We start from the raw sequence: 18,078 nt of genomic DNA on the forward strand, positions 1-18,078 counted from the left end.
GTCTTATTGACGTCGCGCTAAATTTGGTAATTATAAATCATAATAGAATCATGAAAATCTACATATTTTTCAATACTTTTAGTGTTCATGTCTAGCGTTTTATCCGCGCCAATAGATACAGCTAAATTAGTTGATAGTTGGGGAAATTCAGATGATGGAGGTCAAACATTATGGGGCTATGACAAATACCTACCTAATGCACTACCAATAGGGTTCAATACAACATAGAAGTTACCTACAAAATAAAAAATCGAATCATGCTTAACAATTACTAAAGCCGACATAGATGAAGAATTTATTGGCCAATCATGGTGTGATGAAATTGTTCAACTTAACGATGAAATACTTAAATTCAAAAGCGACGATGGGAAAATCACCACTCTGTATTGACAAACTAAACGCTCAAGTCGCAATCTGCTAGCCCGACATGCTGCGACTATTGCGCATCTAAGTTTAGCGTTACCCCATAGAAATATTAATCCGAAACCAATGAATTAGGGTAAAAATTCTAGCTAGGTTTTGTCCAAAAGTGAGCTGTGTAGGCTTACGATCAAGCCACACTATATAAATAATGAAAACTGTCAGAGCATATATGAGTTATTACACCTTAACTTAAGGTGGCGCTAAGTAAATTAAGTACCAAGAAATTCATGGCCGGAGAATGAGCCGTTTACGCTTTTTCCACAATCAGATAGGTATGCAGTTCAGGATGTTGATCATATTCCAGATGTTTTATCTGGCAGCCAAGTTGTAGCAGCAATGATAAAAAGCCTTGGGTTCCCAAGGTGGAATAATAAACTTCTGGCCCCATAACGTTGTTGCTGTGTTCAGCTTCAGAGGCAACGCCACCAAAGGAAAAGATGAAGATGCCGCCGGGGTTTAAGCCAGCAATAATCTTGGTGATCACCTGGCGTTGCTGCGTTAGTGGAATATGCCATATGCTGTCCCAAGCGGTGATGAAATCGTAGGTTTTAGGTAGGGTAAACTGACAGATATCCGCGTGATAAAACGAATATTGTGGGTGGCGAAGCTGGGCCAACCGGATCATTTCTCCGGAAACATCCAGCCCCTCCGGTTGCAATCCTTTGGCTGCTAAAAGATCGATAAAACGGCCATTACAGCCACAACCTATGTCCAGTGCGCTGCCCATGTTTTTGCAAAACTTGAGTGCACGCTGGTGTTGCTTAATGCCGTTAAGGCGATTGAAACTGTCACTGTTCCAGATGGTTGCAAGCTGATCATAGGCTTTGCCCGTATCGACCGGGTGCATATTGAAGATTCCTCCATTCACCAACGTCGGTAAAAATAATACTCCAGCATTGCGGCCACATTCAGGCGCAGCCAATGCTGGCTGGTGATTTAGCGGCGATTACCAAGAATACGCAGAATTCGCAAAAACAGGTTGATGATATCCATATACAGTGCCGCAGCACTATCGATGGCATTATCCACGGTTTTAGGAATGGCGTTGGCGCGACCCCAGTCATAACCGATATAACCACAGAAAATCAGCACGACAATCCAGTCGAGAATACCGTGGTGAGTTTTGAAGACAAACAGTTCAATCAGTTCCACCACGATCACCAGTAACAGCGCGATGGTCAAGGCGCCCGCTATCCGCGCAAAGAACGCCGGGAAAAGTGTGCCCAGCACCATCATACCGAGGGTGACCAGCGTGGTGATGCGCAGCGCCTCAACGACTAAGTCTGGCTGATACTGACTGACGACCAGATTGATGATTAAGCCAAATGGCACCACGACAAGGTTGTAACCAATAAAGCTGACTAGCGGGTTATCGGATTTCTGAAACAGATAGATCCCCGCAAAACAGCTAATAAAATAACCACCAAAAAACAGCCAAGGATTGATACTGGCAATACTCTGCGGGTCAATATTGCTGACCATCAGATAGTTGATGGCGAACCCCCACAACAAGGTAATGCCGATAATCAGATTGTACAGGCCATTACCGATCACCTTGTCATCGGTGCTGGTCCGGTCAAAAACGCTGTGTTCCATTGCGCATATATCCTGAAAATATCAATGACGATCAGATCAAGATATAGAAGAAATGTACGTGAAACCAGCAACATCTGTTGAATTTGCCCGGCAGGAAAGAAATCTGCTGCCGGGCATAGCGTCAGCTCAACTGTACCCCTAAGCGTTTGGCGGTACGCAACAACTGCTGCGTACTATCGGGTTCAATTTGGGCTAAGTGCTGCAAGTAACCGTTGCGGGATGCCTCGACCAATGCTGCCGGTGCCACTTTGGGCGAACCGGTGTGATAGGGTGGTTGCGGATCGTATTCTAGTGTCAACTCGGTGGCTTGCGCTAACTGTTCATTGGTCAATAACGCTAACAGTTGTAGCGCAAAATCAATGCCGGAAGTCACCCCTGCGCCAGTCACCCGGTTACGGTCACGCACAACACGCTGTGCTACAGGTTGTGCGCCGAAATAACGCAAATTGTCTCTAAGTGCCCAATGCGAGGTTGCTTGGTAACCTTTCAGCAATCCGGCGGCCCCCAGAATAAAGGAACCACTGCAGACACTGGTCACCCATTTTGCGTGAGCGCCCACCTGTGCCACCCAATCAACCATATCCTGCTGACGCATCTGCAAATAAGGGTTACTGGTTCCTGGCACAAACAGAATATCGGTATGTTGTAGTTCATTAAAAGTGGCCGTTGGCAAAAAACCCAACTGACGATTAGCACGGTTTTCAGCAAATACCGGATTTTTGTCGCGCCAGACAAAATCCACGTTGAAATGACTGTTGGCCAGCACTTCTACCGGACCTATCAGATCCTGTGCGGTCATGCCGTCATAGATAACAAATGCAATATGTGGTTTAGTCGGGTCAGCAGGCAATTGCTGGTGTGCCGTTGCTGGGGTGGCACTCACGTTACCCGTAAATGCGGCGGTACTCATTGCGGCAATGCCTCCCAGACAGGAAAGGGTAAAATCTCTGCGATCCATAATTCCTCCGATAAGATTAATGCTGGGCCACAATAGAGCGGTCGCGGTATGACCGAAAGGGGCGATGCCGCCAGAAAACGCAAGGATCTAGCCAACGTTGATAGAGTGTGAGCTGCCGGCCATTTAGTGACGCTGTGTTTGGTGCCATGCGGTGGCTTAGGATAGATTGGCGCGATAGGGTTTCTGTGGAGTGTAACAATGTCAGCTGTTATTTGCCGACAATCTGATCGCCATCGTTTGGCCATCTTGGCCGTCGACGAGGTGGTGCTGTTTGATTTGGCGATCCCGCAACAGATGTTTCCTATGGCGCGTAGCAGCGAAGGCACAGCCTTGTATGAGGTGTTTTTCTGTGGCCCCAAACCTATAGCGCGTAGCGGTGCTGTCACCATCAACGAAGTAGCCCCTCTGTCCGAGTTGTTTGATGCGGATACCGTGATCATTCCCGGTAATCTGCAGATGCTGGAATTCCATCAACCACAGGTTATTGAAGCATTACAACACGCGGCCGCGCAGGGCATTCGTTTGGCCTCTATTTGTACCGGAGCAGCAATTCTCGCAGCGACCGGACTGCTAAACGGCTTGCGAGCAACGACACACTGGATGCTGGTGGATAAGTTGGCTCAGTGTTATCCCGCCATTCGGGTGGAATCCGATGTGCTGTTTGTCGATAACGGCCAGTTATTAACATCGGCCGGGCTAGCTGCCGGACAGGACTTGTGTCTACATATGATTAGCCATGATTTTGGGGTACAAGTGGCAGAAAAAGTAGCAGATATGCTGGTTATGCCACTAGCGCGGCAAGGTTCACAAGCACAACAGCTATACCGCCATAACGAGCATGCGGCATCACCCTTGCAAGACTTGCAGTTGTGGATGCTGGATCAGCTCCATCAACCTTTGACCTTGAAAACACTGGCACAACGCGCCTGTATCAGCCAGCGCAGCCTGAGTCGGCGCTTTCACGAGCAAACGGGAATATCGCCTATGGCGTGGCTTTATGGCGCAAGGGTAAGACGGGCGCAGTCGTTACTGGAATCCAGCCGCATGTCGGTGGAGCAGATTGCCGCAGCCTGTGGTTTTGGTAGCGCCGCTGGATTAAGAGAGGCATTTCGCCGGGAAGTTGGCAGTAGCCCCAGTGCCTGGCGTAAAACCTATAGCACACTGGCGGCCACTGACAGTTAACACTCAGCTGGCATGGCATACCGGGCAGTGGAGTTGCTTTGGTAACTTCATCTCGCGAAATTCCATGGTCATGGCATCGACCATCAGTACGCGGCCATAAAGCGGTTTACCGAGTCCGGCGACCACTTTTATCGCTTCGGTGGCTTGCAAGCAGCCCATCAGTCCTACCACCGGCGCCAGAATACCAGACTCCACGCAACTCAGTTGCTGCTCGCCAAAGAGGCTGGAAAAACAGTGGTAACACGGCATATCGCGCTGATAGTTAAAAACGGTAACCACCCCTTCCATACGGATTGCGGCAGCCGATACCAGCGGTATTTGGTGATGGAAACAGGCCTTGTTCAACTGTTCCCGCACCGCCACATTATCGGTACAGTCTAGGACGATAGTGTGCTCTGCCACCAGCGCGTCTATCTCAGCATCGTCCAGCACCTGATTGATGGTGCGGATAGCCACATGCGGGTTGAGTTCGCGTAACTTTTCTTGTGCCGATACCACCTTGGGTTGGCCAACATTGCGCTCTAGATGCAGTACCTGACGTTGCAGATTGGAAAGCTCTACAGTGTCGAAATCTACCAGCGTTAACTGGCCGATGCCGGCAACGGTTAAATATTGCGCCGCGGTGCAGCCCAAACCACCCGCACCAATCATCAGCACTTTCGCTAGTTTTAACTGCTCTTGCCCCTCGATATCCATACCTTTGATGGAGATCTGGCGGCTGTAACGCAGCATTTCACTGTCGCTGAGAATATCGTCAATCTGCTCCATTAGCGGCGCTCCGTCAGCACAACACGCTGTTAAAAGGTTCTACGGTGACCAACTCGCCCGCAGCAGTATTGCCTTGCTGTTGTTCCAGCACAATAAAGCAGTTGGCTAAGTGCATAGAACTCAGCTGCGAAGAGTCTTGTGATCCTGTGGTGCTGACCTGCAAGGTGCCATCAATATTGTGATTTAGGATGCCGCGCTGATACTCAACCCGCCCCGGCTTTTTGCGAATGGCGCTGGTCAGTACAGCTTTGATTTTTAAAGGGGTTGCAGCTTTATGCCCTTGCAGTTTGCGCAGTAGTGGCAGCACCAGCTTGTAGAAGGTGACCATAGACGACACCGGATTACCCGGCAACCCACAGAATATCGCTTCACCTATTTTGCCCATGGCAAAGGGTTTGCCAGGCTTCATGGCCAGTTTCCAGAAGGTGATTTTGCCTTCTTCATCCAGCACCTGTTTGGTGAAATCTGCTTCGCCCACTGAAACTCCGCCAGAAGTGAGTACCATATCGGCGCGGGCGGCGGCTTCACGGAAAGCCTGACGGATAGCCTCTGGATCATCTTTAATCACGCCAAGATCAATCCATTCCACACCCGCTTTAATCAGCAAGCCTTTGATGGAATAGCGGTTTGAATCATAAATTTGTCCTGGTGCCAGTTCACTACCAACCGGGCGCAGTTCATCGCCCGTTGAGAAAAATGCGACGCGGGCACGGCGGAATACCCGTAGGTGACTGATGCCGATGGTGGCGATAATGCCCATCTCGGCGGCGCGAATTTCGGTGCCGCTGGTGAGCACTTTGGCTCCAGCGGTTATTTCGCCGCCTCGCAGTCGCACATTTTCCCACTGCTCGCTGCAGGGCTCTAGTGTCACCTGGTCGCCGTTAACCTCAGCATATTCCTGCATTTGTACGGTGTCGTAGCCATTAGGCACAGTTGCTCCGGTCATGATCCGGATACAGCTGCCGGGTTGGTACTCACCTGTATAGGGATGACCGGCAAACGATTTTCCAATCACAGTGAGTGTGCCTTTGACTGGCAGATCGGCAAAGCGGTAGGCATAGCCATCCATGCCAGAGTTGTTGAATGGCGGCAGTTCAATACTGCTACATAAATCTTCCGCCAGAATCCGCCCCAGCGCTTCAGTCAGTGGCACGGTTTCTGTTTCATATAGCGGTACAACCTGTTGCAGCAACATTGGTACCGCGTCATCGGGATGCAGTAATTGCGGACGGGCACAAGGGTCCTGAGACATGGACATAGAGCAACCTTAATTCTGACAGTAAAATTTGATCTGGCGGTTATTATGCCACGCTCAGATTGGCTGGCTATGCTCTCGCCGGAATTTGATGGGGATTTTACCGATAATTTCAACAATAACAGTGAACTGTGTCGCCAACAAAAAAAGCAGCCGCAGCTGCTTTTTGAGATTGAAATCCGGCTTAGCCGACATCCGCCATCAAAGACTGGCGGTAGGCGGCAATATCTTCAATGGTCAGTACCGGCATCTGATGTTGGGCACCAAACTCGATGATTTCCGGTAACCGGGCCATGGTGCCATCGGGATTGGTCACTTCGCACAATACTCCGGCGTGTTTGAGTCCTGCCAGTTTCATCAGATCCACTGTGGCCTCGGTATGACCGCGGCGGGTGAAAACGCCACCTGGCTGGGCGCGTAGTGGATATACATGGCCGGGACGCACCAGATGCTCCGGCTTGGCATCATCGGCAATCGCTGCTTTGATAGTCGTCACTCGGTCTGCAGCAGAAACGCCGGTGGTAACGCCATCGCGTGCTTCAATGCTGACAGTAAACGGTGTGCCGTACTGGCTGGTGTTGGTGGTCACCATTGGCGGTAAATCCAGTGCTTTGACCCGTTCATCGGTTAGACACAGGCAGACAATGCCGCTGCCTTCACGGATTAATAACGCCATCTGCTGGCTGGTTAAGGTTTCAGCGGCAAAAATCATGTCGCCTTCGTTTTCGCGGTCTTCATCATCGACCACCAGTACGCCTCGGCCTTCGCGCAGAGTTTGCAAGGCAATTTCAACCCGTTCACTGGGAGTACCAAAAGGTGCTAATAATGACTGATTCATGGTAAAAGTCCTTAAATCACAACGTGAATTTTCCAGAATCAGGGCAAGAAAGGAGTAGCCTAATCACCGCCACTGCAGCGATTTAAGCCTGAAAGACAGACTGTATAACAGTTGCCATATCCTCTTTCATCCGGACTGAGCCAGCTACTGCTAGCAACACCGTCGGCTCTGGAATAGTCACATGTGGTGAGGACACCAGATCTGCTGACCCTGACATTACATCAGGCGCTCGTGGGCTTTCGCTGTTTGGGCGATTTACCACCGGTGGGGAATTACACCCCGCCCTGAGAATACTGCCTGAGCATGCTCAGGCGGCAGTTAGCATGCGCCTGAGATTGTCAAATAACAAGGCTGTAGTTCACATTTCTGATCAGGCACTTGCGGTAATAAAACTTGCCGTTCACTATAGCACTTTCGGCTAGCAGTTTCGGCCATGAGCACAGCATAAGATATGCGGTAATACAGGGATAGACTCATGAACAAACTGTTGGTATCTCTTGGACTGGCGGGCATAGCGCTAATGCTGTGCGGATGCGAAAGTATGAAACAACAAACAGCAATCACCGCCCCGGTGGCGATGAAAATCCCCCATGCAATGACGTTGCACGGGGTTACTCGGACGGATGACTATTATTGGCTGCGCGATGACAGCCATAGTGATCCGCAAGTACTGGATTATCTACGGCAGGAAAATGCTTATACCGCCGCTAAATTACAGCCGTTTAAGCCGCTGCAACAGCAACTGTTTAAAGAGCTGACAGCAAGAGTCGCCGCTGAGGATAGCTCGGTACCTTATCATTGGCATAAGCATTGGTATTACAGCCGTTACCAGCAAGGACAGGAATACCCACTATTGGCACGCAGCAGCGCGCTTAACGGCCCGGAACAGCTGTTGCTAGATACCAATCAGCGGGCGGCCGGGCATGAATTTTACAGTCTCGGCGGCACCAGTGTCAGTCCTGATGAATCGTTACTGGCGTTTGCGGAAGACACGCTCAGTCGCCGCATCTATACCGTCTACTTTAAGGATCTGCACAGTGGGCAGTTATTAGCGGATAAGCTCACCGACGTTGATGGCGACGTGGTGTGGAGCAATGACGGACGTTATGTGTTCTATATTGCGAAAGATCCACAAACCCTGTTAGGTGATAGGGTCTTCCGCCACAAATTGGGTACACCGCAGTCCGCAGATGTCTTGGTGTATCACGAACAGGATGATGCTTATTATCTTGATTTAGGGAAAACGCTGGATGAGACCCGCATTGTATTGACCCATGAAAGCACCACCACCAGTGAAGTCTCATGGCTCGATGCCAATGCTCCGTTGGGGGAATTTTTAGCGGTTACGCCACGAGAAGAAGGGGTGGAGTACAGTGTCGCCAAACGCGGTAACGAGTTATACATCCTGACTAACTGGCAAGCGCAGAATTTCCGCTTGATGCAAGTCAACATCAGCAAAGCGAGTCATAAAGCTAACTGGCAATCGGTGATCCCCCACAGTCCAGATGTATTGCTGGAAGACTTCTTGCTGCTAGATGATTTTCTGGTGTTGCAAACCCGCGAGCAGGGGCTGAGTCATATCCGTATTTATCCAGATGCCGATACGACTCGTGGCTATGAATTGCAGTTTGACGATGCCGCGTATGTGGTAGGGCTAGATGTTAACCCCAGCCAGCACAGCCGTGACTTGCGAGTGTATTATTCCAGCCCATCAACGCCGGAAACCATTTATGACTACCAACTAGATTTCCCCGGCCGCCGCACACTGCTGAAACAGGAAAAGGTATTGGGGGGCTTTGAGGCCGCGAACTACCGCACCGAACGGTTACGGATCACTGCCCGCGATGGCACTCCCGTGCCAGTTACGCTGGTGTATCGCAAAGATAAATTCAAACGCGATGGCACCAATCCGCTGTATGTCTACGGCTACGGTGCCTATGGCATTGTGATCGAACCGGCATTTCATGACGATATTATCAGTTTGCTCGATCGCGGGGTCGTATATGCCATTGCCCATGTGCGTGGCAGCGAAATGCTCGGACGACACTGGTACCAAGACGGCAAGATGCTGCATAAGCAGAATAGTTTTAACGATTTTGTGGATGTGACCCGTGGTTTGCTGCAAGAAAAGTACGGCGCTGCCGGTAAGGTGCTAGCGGCAGGGCGCAGTGCGGGCGGCTTACTGATGGGCGCGGTGGTCAATCAAGCGCCGGAGCTGTATCTGGCGGTGGCCGCTCATGTGCCATTTGTGGATATTGTAACCACCATGCTGGATGAATCGATTCCGCTGACTACCAATGAGTACGATGAGTGGGGTAATCCCAATGACAAGCCCTATTTCGATTATATGCTGAGCTATTCGCCTTACGACAACGTCAGACATCAGGACTACCCCAACCTGTTGGTGACCAGCGGCTTGTATGATTCCCAGGTGCAGTACTTTGAACCCGCCAAGTGGGTGGCGAAACTTCGTGAGTATAAAACTGATGATCATCTGTTACTGCTGCATGTTGATATGAGTGCGGGGCACGGCGGCAAGAGTGGCCGCTACAGCAGCTATGAAGATACCGCGCTGGAGTACGCTTTCTTCCTCGGTTTGCTGGGATATAAATGAGTTCGTGGTCGCTATACATTATTCGCTGCCGTGATGGCGAGTTGTATACCGGTGTCACCACCGATGTGAATCGCCGTTTTGTTGAGCACCAAGGCGGTGGGCCAAGGGCGGCCAAATACTTAAAGGGCAAGGCACCGTTGCAGTTGGTCTATCAGGAGCTGGTGGGCAGTCGCAGTGAGGCACTCAAGCGTGAGATACAGATCAAGAAGCTTTCTCGCCAGCAAAAATTAGCCTTGCTGAGTGTCGGCAGGGCAACTGCTGGGTAATGGTGTCCGAGAGAAAAGGAGCGGGACTCACTGACTGTTGGGCAGCCACTGCAGTGAATCCCGCGGTCGGGAAGTTGTCCCAGAGTTGCCACAGCGTGGCTTTCGGAGAACAAACTTTCAAAGCAGTAATCAGGCCAAAATATATCTTACTGAATAATAACTAGAAATTTCTTACTATTGCGCTGAAGCTAGGCAGTTTTACCGATAAATAGCGGATTTAACGCTGACACTTAGTCAAGTTAACAAAAAAAGCAGCCTGAACAGATGTTCAGGCTGAAAGATGAAACGAACTTAAAAAGAACGCAAAAGGGAGCTCGGAACGGTTATTCCGGGGTACTGCAGGTAAAGCTTGCGGCGTCCTCAATACTGCCACTTCCGTTGTACTTGGCAATTTGAGGATATGGGCACAATGGTCGACTGCGTTGAGTAGACCAATCTGCTGGCAATTCCGCATTATTAGGCCGGACAAACGCATCAATCTTTTCTGGGGCCGTGCCACTTTCTACCCAGGTAACCAACTTTTCTAAGGCGTCAAAATTGTCTGTCGCAGGACCATCACCACAGTGGTTCATCCCTGGAACCAGGAATAACCGGGCGAATTTGTCTGCTTCATTGGTGTTGGCCTTTTCTAGGCCGTTATACCAGTTGATGGTGTCCTGAACCGAGAATACGGGGTCAGATGAACCATTGACCACCATGATCTTGGCACCGCGATCACGCAGTTTGCCCATATCTGTTGGGTCTGGTGGTGTCATAAAATCAATAGCCGATTCGGTGAAGTTGGCATCAGTGGCAAAGATTTTGGGTGCATCGGTATCCATACTGAAGTTTTTGACGAAGTTATAGGCATCGGATTCAGTATTGCCCAGCATGGTGGGTGGGGTGGTGAAGATATAGGCAACGGCGCCTGAGTCACGCGTCAATGCCATATTGTATTCCCAACTGAAGTAGTTGTCGGTGCCCATGCCTGCATCGTAAGGGAAACTGCTATAAATCGCTTCACCTACACTGTTGTGCGCACCATTCATGATGTTGGTTAATACGGTTTTTTGTGCCTCAGTCAAACAGGTACCATCACGGTCGCCGCTGCAAGTGGGAACATCGCGTTCAATATCAAACGCTTTTTGACATGCATCTAAAGCATTGACCATCCCATCGGCGGCACCATCTAGTGCATCGCACTGGCGTAGTACAGCTTTAGACACTACACCGAACTCTTGTTTAGTGATGGCGCCTTGGATGCTAGCCAGCACGTTGTTGGGGTCAACTGTCACCAGCGATGCGTACTGTTGGATGCCGTAAAGCTGATCGATAGCAGATTTAGGCAGATTGAAACCAGGGTCACCAACTAAGAAACCGTCATAAAGATCAGCATAGCGCGTGGCCGCAACCATGGTGTGACGGCCACCATTTGAGCAACCCCCAAAATAGGAGCGATCAGGCTGTTTCCCATAAGCGGTTTTAATCAGAGATTTCGCCATTGGTGTCAGTTGCGCCACGGCATTGTAACCATAGTCAAGACGCGCTTGCGGATCTAAACCAAACATTGGTGTTGGCGATGGGTGACCGGCATCAGAACTGATCACTGCAAAACCTTTGGTCAAGGCGCTGGAATCACTGTCGTTGGAAAACATAAATCGTCCAACAGCGGTGGCCACCGAGCCATCCAGACCACCGTTGGCCTGATAATAGAAACGACCATTCCACGCCATGGGTAAGCGCATTTCAAAGCCAATACGGTAGGTGGTGTCACCACTGATACCTTTGCCGGTACGTTCGTTCATGTAGCCAGTAACCACACAATGTGCGGGAGCGTCATAAGATTCAGTGGCATTGTAGTTAACCGGACCGGCTTCAACAGTGTGCGCGGCGGTGATGACGGTGCTGTCGTAAACAAATTGCGTGACCAGATCTTCGCAGCTGTTCAATGCGCCGGGAGTGGCGGCCCCTAGAACGGGCAGTGCTGTTTCTGAAGTATTGTCAGAAGTATCGTTACTGTTGCAGCCCCAGATTGCTAAACATAATGGCGTTAACACAAATGGTAGTAATGTTTTAATTTTTTTCATGCGTAATTCCCCCTCTGGACCTATGTTGGGCGATCCAGATAGATTTCATTCGTCCATTGAAAGAAGGTTCCGTCCGGGAGCAGTGGACGGAACCTTGGCGGGTAGCTTAATGACCCAGTTTGAACTTGTAAGTAAGGTAGAGACGCAGATCGTTGAGGTCTTCACCGTTGTCGAAATCGACGATAGCGTATCTGACACGGGTGCTGAGTCCTTTCATCACTTTGTCTAACGCGTAAGTGACAGAGAAGTCAGTTTCAGTGAAGTCGCTGGCTTGACCATCTGGCACATCATAATCGGCATAGAACACATAGGCTTGAAGCCCTTCAACACCGGCCTGAGTAAAATCATAAGCCAATCTGGCAGCATAAACTTTTTCGTTGGCGCGGGTGCATTGGTATACCTGCTGGATCACCACTTTTTCATCGCCCCAAGGCGCAAGCAGTGCATCATCACCGGTTTTGGCATACATCAGGGAGGCGTCGAAACCTGCCAATTTAGCGCCCAGATGGAAGCCGTATTGGTAGGTGTCTAATGAACCACCGGTTTGATCTCCAGTAGACTGCTGATCTAAGTAAGAAGGCGTGAAATACAGCTCGGAACTACCGGCTTTGACGGACATATTGACCTTGGCATAGGTTTGGTCAAATACATCCTTCATACGGTAATGCCACAAATCTGCTTTCATCTTCATCGACTGCAGTGGCACATTGTAACTGGCACCAACAGCGATAACCGGTTCATCAGCAACATCGGCATTGACGCCTGCTCGACGCAGTTCGTTCTGCACAGCTTCTTTTACCGAAATGAAGTTGGAATCTGACCAACCCATGGAATCGGTGATGTAATAGGCCTGCAGTGTCAGGTTGTCAAAGCTGTTGTTGATGGCAGAGAGCCCGCGGAATGTGCGTGGAATAGCGCGAATATCATGCGGATTCATCATCGGGGTACGCAGTTCTTGAGCACCGTAGCGGAACAGAGTATTCCACCAGTTGCCTTCAATGTAGTACTCCTGCATGCGGTTGACGCTTTCATGTCCGCCGTCACTATTTGTGGCTACCAGACCATAAACGTCATCAGAGTCCCCATTGAAAACGTGATTAGCTGACGCAAATGTAGTTCCCAGTGTAATACCGTTCACTGCTGCGGTGCGGTAATTGAACAGTCCCCCCAACGAGGTATCGTGTTTCGTATTGGTGGTGCCATCATAGTCCCGGGTAAAGTCAAACATACGTAATTGTGCGTTTAACGTACCCTGAGAGAACATCTCATCAATGGTGGTGTCAGCCATTGCGGGAACAGTGATGGCAGCCAAAATCAGCGCGGAAAGATAGGTCTTTTTCATAATTTTTTCCCATTAATACCAGTCTGGTTGCCCATAACTGTCAGCGGATCTAATTTTTCACGTATTCAGCTCTAGCGTTTTCAGTAGCAACTTGGCCGTAATGGGTCATAAAACCGAGTGGGGCAGCATCATCAGGGGGGACGCAACTGGCGCCGTATTTGGCGCAAGTGGTTATAACCCTGATGATATTCCTCTGATCCGGTTTAACGGTTGCTATCGAAATTGCTATATGTTGGTTACTCTTTTTCGTGCCAGCTAAATGACTTAAGGGAGCTAAGTTGTTATTAGCGAAACGGAAAGGAGCATTAGACTCTGCGCGCAAATAGATGGGGTCTTTACGATATTTTGGATTTTGCAGCGCTGTTACCAATGTGTCTTTGATGACAACGGAGGTATCAGGTTCGTTAATATCCATACCCTGTATCTTCGCCAGATCTATGATGGGATCAGCATTGACCACTTCACGAGCGCCATATTGTTTATCTGAGGAAAAAATTAGTAATTTCTTCATCGTGGCGAACTTAAGTTATCACAGCTAATCAACATATATTAAACGTATGACATATGACCTTTAGCGTAAATCTATAGATATGAGTTCTGAAAATAGGCTCACAAATTTTAAAATTGTGAAAAATGGATCACTTTCGTTAATTAGTTAATTAGTAACTGTTTTATATTGTTGATATTAATTAGCGAATCGAGAATTAGCTTATGGCTCTAAATCATGAGATTATGCCTACTGGCAGGATACTCAGTAGCGGCAATGTCGTGCTATAATCCGCCACCTGACCAATGGGGGAGTGTTTAATTGGAAAATTTCAAGCCGCTCAAACAGATAAAAGCCTCTGATGCTGTTGCTCAACAACTACGAGCAGCGATTTTTGATGGTACTTATCGAGCCGGAGATAAGCTCCCTTCTGAACGAGAATTAATCGAGTCCTTTCAGGTTAGCCGTACCGTTGTCCGTGAGGCGATTAAGGGACTGGAAGCCAGTGGGTTGGTACAGATAAAGCAAGGTGCAACTGGCGGGGCTTTTGTTAAGTTGCTGACATTTGAGCGCCTCAGTGGCGTCTGTCGGGATCTGTTCTTTGTTGGGCGTCTATCGTTTAAAGAGATTTGTGAGGCAAGATTAATTGTTGAGCCACAAATCGCTAGAATGGCTGCATTGAATTGTGACGAAATGTATTCCAAAGCATTGTCGGATGCTGACCTTCATGAAAGTGATACCCTTGAATATCCTGAAACCGTTGTATTAAGACAAAAAGTGCATTGTTTGCTTGCTGATATGTGTGGAAATCGCTTTTTAGCGGCGATCAGTAAGTCTTTGTTACAGTTGGTTGGCGAAATTAACGAAGTATTAGATACTGATACCGATCTCATTCATCCTATTGGTTTACATAAAGAAATTGTAGATGCTGTGATTGCGAATGAACAGGATAAAGCAGAGCAAGCGATGCGAAATCATCTGACAGAATTCTTGGGAATATTGCAAAAAATTGAACAAGATTTCCGAGAAAATGAACGCACTTTAATCTAGCGCATGAATAAAAAGAGCTGTTGAATTGTTTGCGAAGAAACAATATTTGTAATGGTGTTATTAAAATTAAAACATCTGGTTATGCAGTATGAGTGGTTATTAAAGCATAATAGTATTAATTCGAAAGACAGTTTTCGCCAGTTCGCAATGAGTATTGTTTTTTAGTCATCGACAATAATTTTTAGGCGTATCTCATACAATTTTTATAGGTTGCTAATACGCCTATAAAATTCAGTTAACGATTATTTTTTCCATAAAGACGCTGTTTGGATCCAACGGATAATCAGCAAATGGCGGACATTCCCTAAAGCCAAATTTCTGGTATAACGACCGCGCAGGCGCAAAAAATGCCATACTGCCCGTTTCCAAACAGAGTCTATGCAGGCCCAAGTCACTTGCCTGTTGTTGCAAGTGTCGTAATAGCGCGGAAGCCACACCTTGACGTCTTGCGGCGGCGGTTGTGCGCATCGACTTAATCTCACCATATCTGTTTTCGATATCATGAGTATCGTGCAGCTTGAGGGCAATACTTCCGAGCAGTAGTTGCTGTTGCCAAGCGGTCCAGAACAAAATGTCCGGTTGTCGGAGTTTATCAATATCCAATGCATGCACACTTTCAGGCGGTGAGGTGGCATACATATCCTCTAGGTGGGATTGCAATAACGCAATCACTTGCGGAGAGTGTAAATCATCTAATTGAATAATAATGTTATTTGTCATTTTTTGATTGAGTCGATGAATGATTAAAATAGGTATCAGGTACCGATAGATTTTGTGCTCTGAAAAAGCTGAGTTGATCAAAATAGCCGCGCTGAGTGCGGATTTTTCCTGATTCAACCTGAAAGAAACCACAGCCTCTCAGCCCCAAAGGGTCACGCCATTCGAGAATTGCCCAATGACCAGACTCGTGTAATTGGACGATTTCACATTGCATGCTGGCGCGAGCGAATTCAGTTTCGAAAAATTGACGAATGGCGGCTACACCACATAAAGGCTCAGTCACGACTTGGTGGTTGACGGCATCGTCGTGGTATAGCGCACAAAGTCCTGTTATATCAGCCTGGTTAAAACATTTAACCCAAGTGAGAACCGTCTCTCTAGGGCTGGGAAACGCTTCTTTTTCTGAAGTAGATTCTATGCTCTTATGCGCCAGTTTATGTGCATGTTGCTCCCAGTGTTCACCGTCAAAATCGGTGACTTTTACGGCGCTTGGTTGGGTGTCCAGGCAATTAACATTGACGTCGATACCATCAGGGTTAGAACGGGGAATGTAAAAGGGTTTGATGCCACAGATCTGGCAGAAGGTGTGCTGTGCCACTTTGGTATTGAAACGGTAATTTGTCAGCACTGCTTCGCCACTGAGTAAATGAAATTTGCTGCGTGGCACAATGAGATGCAGGTATCCAGACTTACGGCAAATAGAGCAGTTACAATAGTCCGCTTCCAGTTCTGCTGGCGCTTCCACCTCAAAGGTCACTGCTTGGCAATGACAGCTTCCCCGATAAATCACTGGTTTCTCCTCGTGCTCTTTCCTGCCATTCCCCAGCGCATAAATCAGCTGGACGCGAATTTTGCTAGTGTTTGTCGCCAGATTTCTGCAATCTCATGAGTAAACAGATAAAACACAATATGTAGATGCTTAAATTGCGGCTCATTACAGGTCTGCAAGGCGATATTGGCAGCCGCGGATAACGGGTAACCGTATACCCCGCAGGCGATAGCGGGCAAGGCGACCGAATGGCAGCCATGGGCCATGGCTAATTGCAGTGATGATCGATATGCCGCCGCCAGATGTTGTGCCGGAGCCGGGTCACTGTGGTAAATTGGGCCAACAGTATGAACCACATAGCGTGCGGCCAATTGGCCTGCTGTGGTAATCCGGGCTTCACCTACCGGGCAGCGTTCGCCATTGATTTTGGGGATTTTGCGACATTCAGCAAGCAACTGCGGCCCAGCGGCCCGATGTATGGCTCCGTCCACCCCGCCACCGCCCAGCAAATGAGGATTCGCCGCATTCACGATGGCATCTTCTGTGGCCAGCGTAATATCACCTTCGACCAGTTGAATATGGTTCATGCTATCTCTCCTCCAAGCCCACTGGCGGAATAGTTTGCGGTTATCCTTACTTTAGCTGGTATATGTCTGGCTGCCAGATTTGCATCAGGCTCTGAGGATTAACAACTTCTGTAAAACCATATTGTGCGTATAGCGAATGGGCATCACGGGTTGCCAGCATCATCCGTCTAAGTCCTTGTAGTTCTGGATGATTAACAACGGCTTGGATTAGCATTTTACTCAATCCTAAGCCCCGATGTGGCGGCAGAATAAATACATCTGCGAGATAAGCAAAGGTCGCTTGATCAGTGATAACTCGGGCGAATCCCACTTGCTGACCGTGACCATCATAAACACCAAAACACAGTGAATTCTCCATGGCCTTGCGCAATACGGCTTCTGGGATCCCTGCGGCCCAATAACTGCTAGCAATAAACTGGCGAATGGTGGCAAAGTCCAATCTGGCGGGGTCATTACTGACTTGATAATCTGCGGCTGTCATTGAATGTTCCTGAGCGATCACTGTTCATAAAGTTCTAACGGCAGGTTATCTGGATCGCTAAAAAAGGTAAATCGCTTGCCGGTGTGTTCATCGGTGTGTATCGGTTCACAACTTATCTGCCGCGTTGCCAGCCATTTGAGTGTATGGGGCCCGGATGCGACGCTAAAGGCCAAGTGCCATAATCCTGCGCTTCAGAAACGCTAGGCCGCACTGGCGCGTCAGGCAAGGGAAATAGTCCTAACTGAAAACCATCTGGTAACTGTAGCCCCAATCGGTGAACTTCTTGGCTGTTGCACCAACGTTGATTGCTGGCGAAACAAGAAAAAAAAGCGTGCTCAAAGCACGCTCACCACTATTTGGTAATTAGGAAGGGTGTCATATTAAAACTAATAACAGGTTGTAACCCTGCGCTTGGGAAGAGATAGCAAGCTTACAGTAACGGTACAAAGAGAACGCGTTGCAACGGCTTCCAGTTTTGCCAAAATCTGGTGTTTTCGCTCCCTGAGTGATTACCTCAACATCCTGTTACGCCTGATTTCCCATGACAAACAGAGATTGTTTGCCTAAGTCATCAGACCACTCAAAGACTATCACAACACAGACCAGAGTGAGGCCGCTATTTTTGTAACAAATTTCTAGGCCGTCAGGTGGTCTTGGGTAATGGCAGACGCTATTA

At 48.7% G+C, this 18,078-nt stretch carries 17 protein-coding genes and 1 riboswitch; of the genes, 4 read left to right on the forward strand and 13 right to left on the reverse strand.

Annotation, left to right across the window (positions count from 1 at the left end; genetic code table 11):
* Positions 1-670: 670 nt before the first annotated feature.
* From J3L11_RS13740 to J3L11_RS13750, 3 genes are all read right to left on the reverse strand, one after another.
* A complete protein-coding gene (locus J3L11_RS13740; protein WP_207571365.1) occupies positions 671-1,270 on the reverse strand; it encodes a class I SAM-dependent methyltransferase in 600 nt (199 codons plus the stop codon).
* Positions 1,271-1,359: 89 nt separating this feature from the next.
* Positions 1,360-2,019 carry a Bax inhibitor-1 family protein gene (locus tag J3L11_RS13745; RefSeq protein ID WP_207571366.1) on the reverse strand — a complete coding sequence of 220 codons (660 nt, stop codon included), beginning with the start codon at positions 2,017-2,019 and terminating at the stop codon, positions 1,360-1,362.
* Positions 2,020-2,140: 121 nt separating this feature from the next.
* A complete protein-coding gene (locus J3L11_RS13750) occupies positions 2,141-2,977 on the reverse strand; it encodes a DJ-1/PfpI family protein (RefSeq protein ID WP_207571367.1) in 837 nt (278 codons plus the stop codon).
* Positions 2,978-3,175: 198 nt separating this feature from the next.
* On the opposite strand from J3L11_RS13750, the gene J3L11_RS13755 reads away from it, so the two are divergent.
* Positions 3,176-4,159, forward strand: a complete 984-nt coding sequence (locus tag J3L11_RS13755) for a helix-turn-helix domain-containing protein (RefSeq protein WP_207571368.1) — start codon at positions 3,176-3,178, stop codon at positions 4,157-4,159.
* A gap of 3 nt (positions 4,160-4,162) precedes the next feature.
* On the opposite strand, the gene moeB is transcribed toward J3L11_RS13755, so the two are convergent.
* The 3 genes from moeB to ribB all read right to left on the reverse strand — a co-directional run bounded on the left by moeB (position 4,163) and on the right by ribB (position 7,020).
* Positions 4,163-4,927: a molybdopterin-synthase adenylyltransferase MoeB gene (moeB, locus tag J3L11_RS13760; protein ID WP_207571369.1), complete on the reverse strand. Its 765-nt coding sequence runs from the start codon at positions 4,925-4,927 to the stop codon at positions 4,163-4,165.
* 13 nt (positions 4,928-4,940) lie between these two features.
* Positions 4,941-6,185, reverse strand: a complete 1,245-nt coding sequence (gene moeA / locus J3L11_RS13765) for a molybdopterin molybdotransferase MoeA (protein WP_207571370.1) — start codon at positions 6,183-6,185, stop codon at positions 4,941-4,943.
* A gap of 181 nt (positions 6,186-6,366) precedes the next feature.
* Positions 6,367-7,020, reverse strand: a complete 654-nt coding sequence (gene ribB / locus J3L11_RS13770; RefSeq protein ID WP_133040572.1) for a 3,4-dihydroxy-2-butanone-4-phosphate synthase — start codon at positions 7,018-7,020, stop codon at positions 6,367-6,369.
* A 114-nt stretch (positions 7,021-7,134) separates the two neighbouring features.
* Positions 7,135-7,316: riboswitch (FMN riboswitch) on the reverse strand.
* Between the two features lie 179 nt (positions 7,317-7,495).
* Here ribB and J3L11_RS13775 point away from each other — a divergent pair.
* The gene (locus J3L11_RS13775; protein WP_207571371.1) at positions 7,496-9,634 is read left to right on the forward strand and encodes a S9 family peptidase; all 2,139 of its coding nucleotides are present in this window, start codon (positions 7,496-7,498) and stop codon (positions 9,632-9,634) included.
* Positions 9,631-9,900, forward strand: a complete 270-nt coding sequence (locus J3L11_RS13780) for a GIY-YIG nuclease family protein (RefSeq protein WP_189617681.1) — start codon at positions 9,631-9,633, stop codon at positions 9,898-9,900. Before J3L11_RS13775 ends, J3L11_RS13780 begins: the two co-directional genes overlap by 4 nt.
* A gap of 323 nt (positions 9,901-10,223) precedes the next feature.
* Here the strand turns inward: J3L11_RS13780 and J3L11_RS13785 are convergent, their stop codons facing one another.
* From J3L11_RS13785 to J3L11_RS13795, 3 genes are all read right to left on the reverse strand, one after another.
* On the reverse strand, positions 10,224-11,966 hold the full coding sequence (locus J3L11_RS13785) for a tannase/feruloyl esterase family alpha/beta hydrolase (RefSeq protein WP_189617680.1): 1,743 nt from the start codon (positions 11,964-11,966) through the stop codon (positions 10,224-10,226).
* A 106-nt stretch (positions 11,967-12,072) separates the two neighbouring features.
* Complete coding sequence (locus J3L11_RS13790; protein WP_207571372.1) at positions 12,073-13,308, reverse strand: OprD family outer membrane porin; 1,236 nt, start codon at positions 13,306-13,308, stop codon at positions 12,073-12,075.
* A gap of 49 nt (positions 13,309-13,357) precedes the next feature.
* Positions 13,358-13,819, reverse strand: coding sequence for a hypothetical protein (locus tag J3L11_RS13795; RefSeq protein WP_189617678.1), 462 nt, complete (start codon positions 13,817-13,819; stop codon positions 13,358-13,360).
* A 297-nt stretch (positions 13,820-14,116) separates the two neighbouring features.
* Between J3L11_RS13795 and J3L11_RS13800 the strand changes: the two genes are divergently transcribed.
* The gene (locus tag J3L11_RS13800; protein ID WP_207571373.1) at positions 14,117-14,845 is read left to right on the forward strand and encodes a GntR family transcriptional regulator; all 729 of its coding nucleotides are present in this window, start codon (positions 14,117-14,119) and stop codon (positions 14,843-14,845) included.
* Between the two features lie 231 nt (positions 14,846-15,076).
* Here J3L11_RS13800 and J3L11_RS13805 read toward each other — a convergent pair whose 3' ends face one another.
* The 4 genes from J3L11_RS13805 to J3L11_RS13825 are packed head-to-tail and all read right to left on the reverse strand — an operon-like array spanning position 15,077 to position 17,402.
* Positions 15,077-15,565 (reverse strand): GNAT family N-acetyltransferase, encoded by a 489-nt coding sequence (locus tag J3L11_RS13805; protein ID WP_207571374.1) that lies wholly within the window; start codon positions 15,563-15,565, stop codon positions 15,077-15,079.
* On the reverse strand, positions 15,555-16,355 hold the full coding sequence (locus J3L11_RS19375) for a nuclear transport factor 2 family protein (RefSeq protein ID WP_229799954.1): 801 nt from the start codon (positions 16,353-16,355) through the stop codon (positions 15,555-15,557). The genes J3L11_RS13805 and J3L11_RS19375 overlap by 11 nt, the downstream gene beginning before the upstream one ends.
* Positions 16,356-16,399: 44 nt before the next feature.
* Positions 16,400-16,921 carry an O-acetyl-ADP-ribose deacetylase gene (locus J3L11_RS13820; RefSeq protein WP_189617676.1) on the reverse strand — a complete coding sequence of 174 codons (522 nt, stop codon included), beginning with the start codon at positions 16,919-16,921 and terminating at the stop codon, positions 16,400-16,402.
* Positions 16,922-16,967: 46 nt separating this feature from the next.
* Positions 16,968-17,402 carry a GNAT family N-acetyltransferase gene (locus J3L11_RS13825; RefSeq protein ID WP_207571375.1) on the reverse strand — a complete coding sequence of 145 codons (435 nt, stop codon included), beginning with the start codon at positions 17,400-17,402 and terminating at the stop codon, positions 16,968-16,970.
* Between the last annotated feature and the right edge of the window lie 676 nt (positions 17,403-18,078).

It is taken from the genome of Shewanella sp. 4t3-1-2LB (assembly GCF_017368415.1).
Taxonomy (GTDB): Bacteria; Pseudomonadota; Gammaproteobacteria; order Enterobacterales; family Shewanellaceae; genus Shewanella; species Shewanella fodinae.

What these genes read in the sequence shown, in the direction of transcription:
- J3L11_RS13740 (WP_207571365.1), bottom strand. Translation starts at nt 1,270, where the DNA reads ATGCACCCGGTCGATACGGGCAAAGCCTATGATCAGCTTGCAACCATC.
- J3L11_RS13745 (WP_207571366.1), bottom strand. Translation starts at nt 2,019, where the DNA reads ATGGAACACAGCGTTTTTGACCGGACCAGCACCGATGACAAGGTGATC.
- J3L11_RS13750 (WP_207571367.1), bottom strand. Translation starts at nt 2,977, where the DNA reads ATGGATCGCAGAGATTTTACCCTTTCCTGTCTGGGAGGCATTGCCGCA.
- J3L11_RS13755 (WP_207571368.1), top strand. Translation starts at nt 3,176, where the DNA reads ATGTCAGCTGTTATTTGCCGACAATCTGATCGCCATCGTTTGGCCATC.
- moeB (WP_207571369.1), bottom strand. Translation starts at nt 4,927, where the DNA reads ATGGAGCAGATTGACGATATTCTCAGCGACAGTGAAATGCTGCGTTAC.
- moeA (WP_207571370.1), bottom strand. Translation starts at nt 6,185, where the DNA reads ATGTCCATGTCTCAGGACCCTTGTGCCCGTCCGCAATTACTGCATCCC.
- ribB (WP_133040572.1), bottom strand. Translation starts at nt 7,020, where the DNA reads ATGAATCAGTCATTATTAGCACCTTTTGGTACTCCCAGTGAACGGGTT.
- J3L11_RS13775 (WP_207571371.1), top strand. Translation starts at nt 7,496, where the DNA reads ATGAACAAACTGTTGGTATCTCTTGGACTGGCGGGCATAGCGCTAATG.
- J3L11_RS13780 (WP_189617681.1), top strand. Translation starts at nt 9,631, where the DNA reads ATGAGTTCGTGGTCGCTATACATTATTCGCTGCCGTGATGGCGAGTTG.
- J3L11_RS13785 (WP_189617680.1), bottom strand. Translation starts at nt 11,966, where the DNA reads ATGAAAAAAATTAAAACATTACTACCATTTGTGTTAACGCCATTATGT.
- J3L11_RS13790 (WP_207571372.1), bottom strand. Translation starts at nt 13,308, where the DNA reads ATGAAAAAGACCTATCTTTCCGCGCTGATTTTGGCTGCCATCACTGTT.
- J3L11_RS13795 (WP_189617678.1), bottom strand. Translation starts at nt 13,819, where the DNA reads ATGAAGAAATTACTAATTTTTTCCTCAGATAAACAATATGGCGCTCGT.
- J3L11_RS13805 (WP_207571374.1), bottom strand. Translation starts at nt 15,565, where the DNA reads ATGACAAATAACATTATTATTCAATTAGATGATTTACACTCTCCGCAA.
- J3L11_RS13820 (WP_189617676.1), bottom strand. Translation starts at nt 16,921, where the DNA reads ATGAACCATATTCAACTGGTCGAAGGTGATATTACGCTGGCCACAGAA.
- J3L11_RS13825 (WP_207571375.1), bottom strand. Translation starts at nt 17,402, where the DNA reads ATGACAGCCGCAGATTATCAAGTCAGTAATGACCCCGCCAGATTGGAC.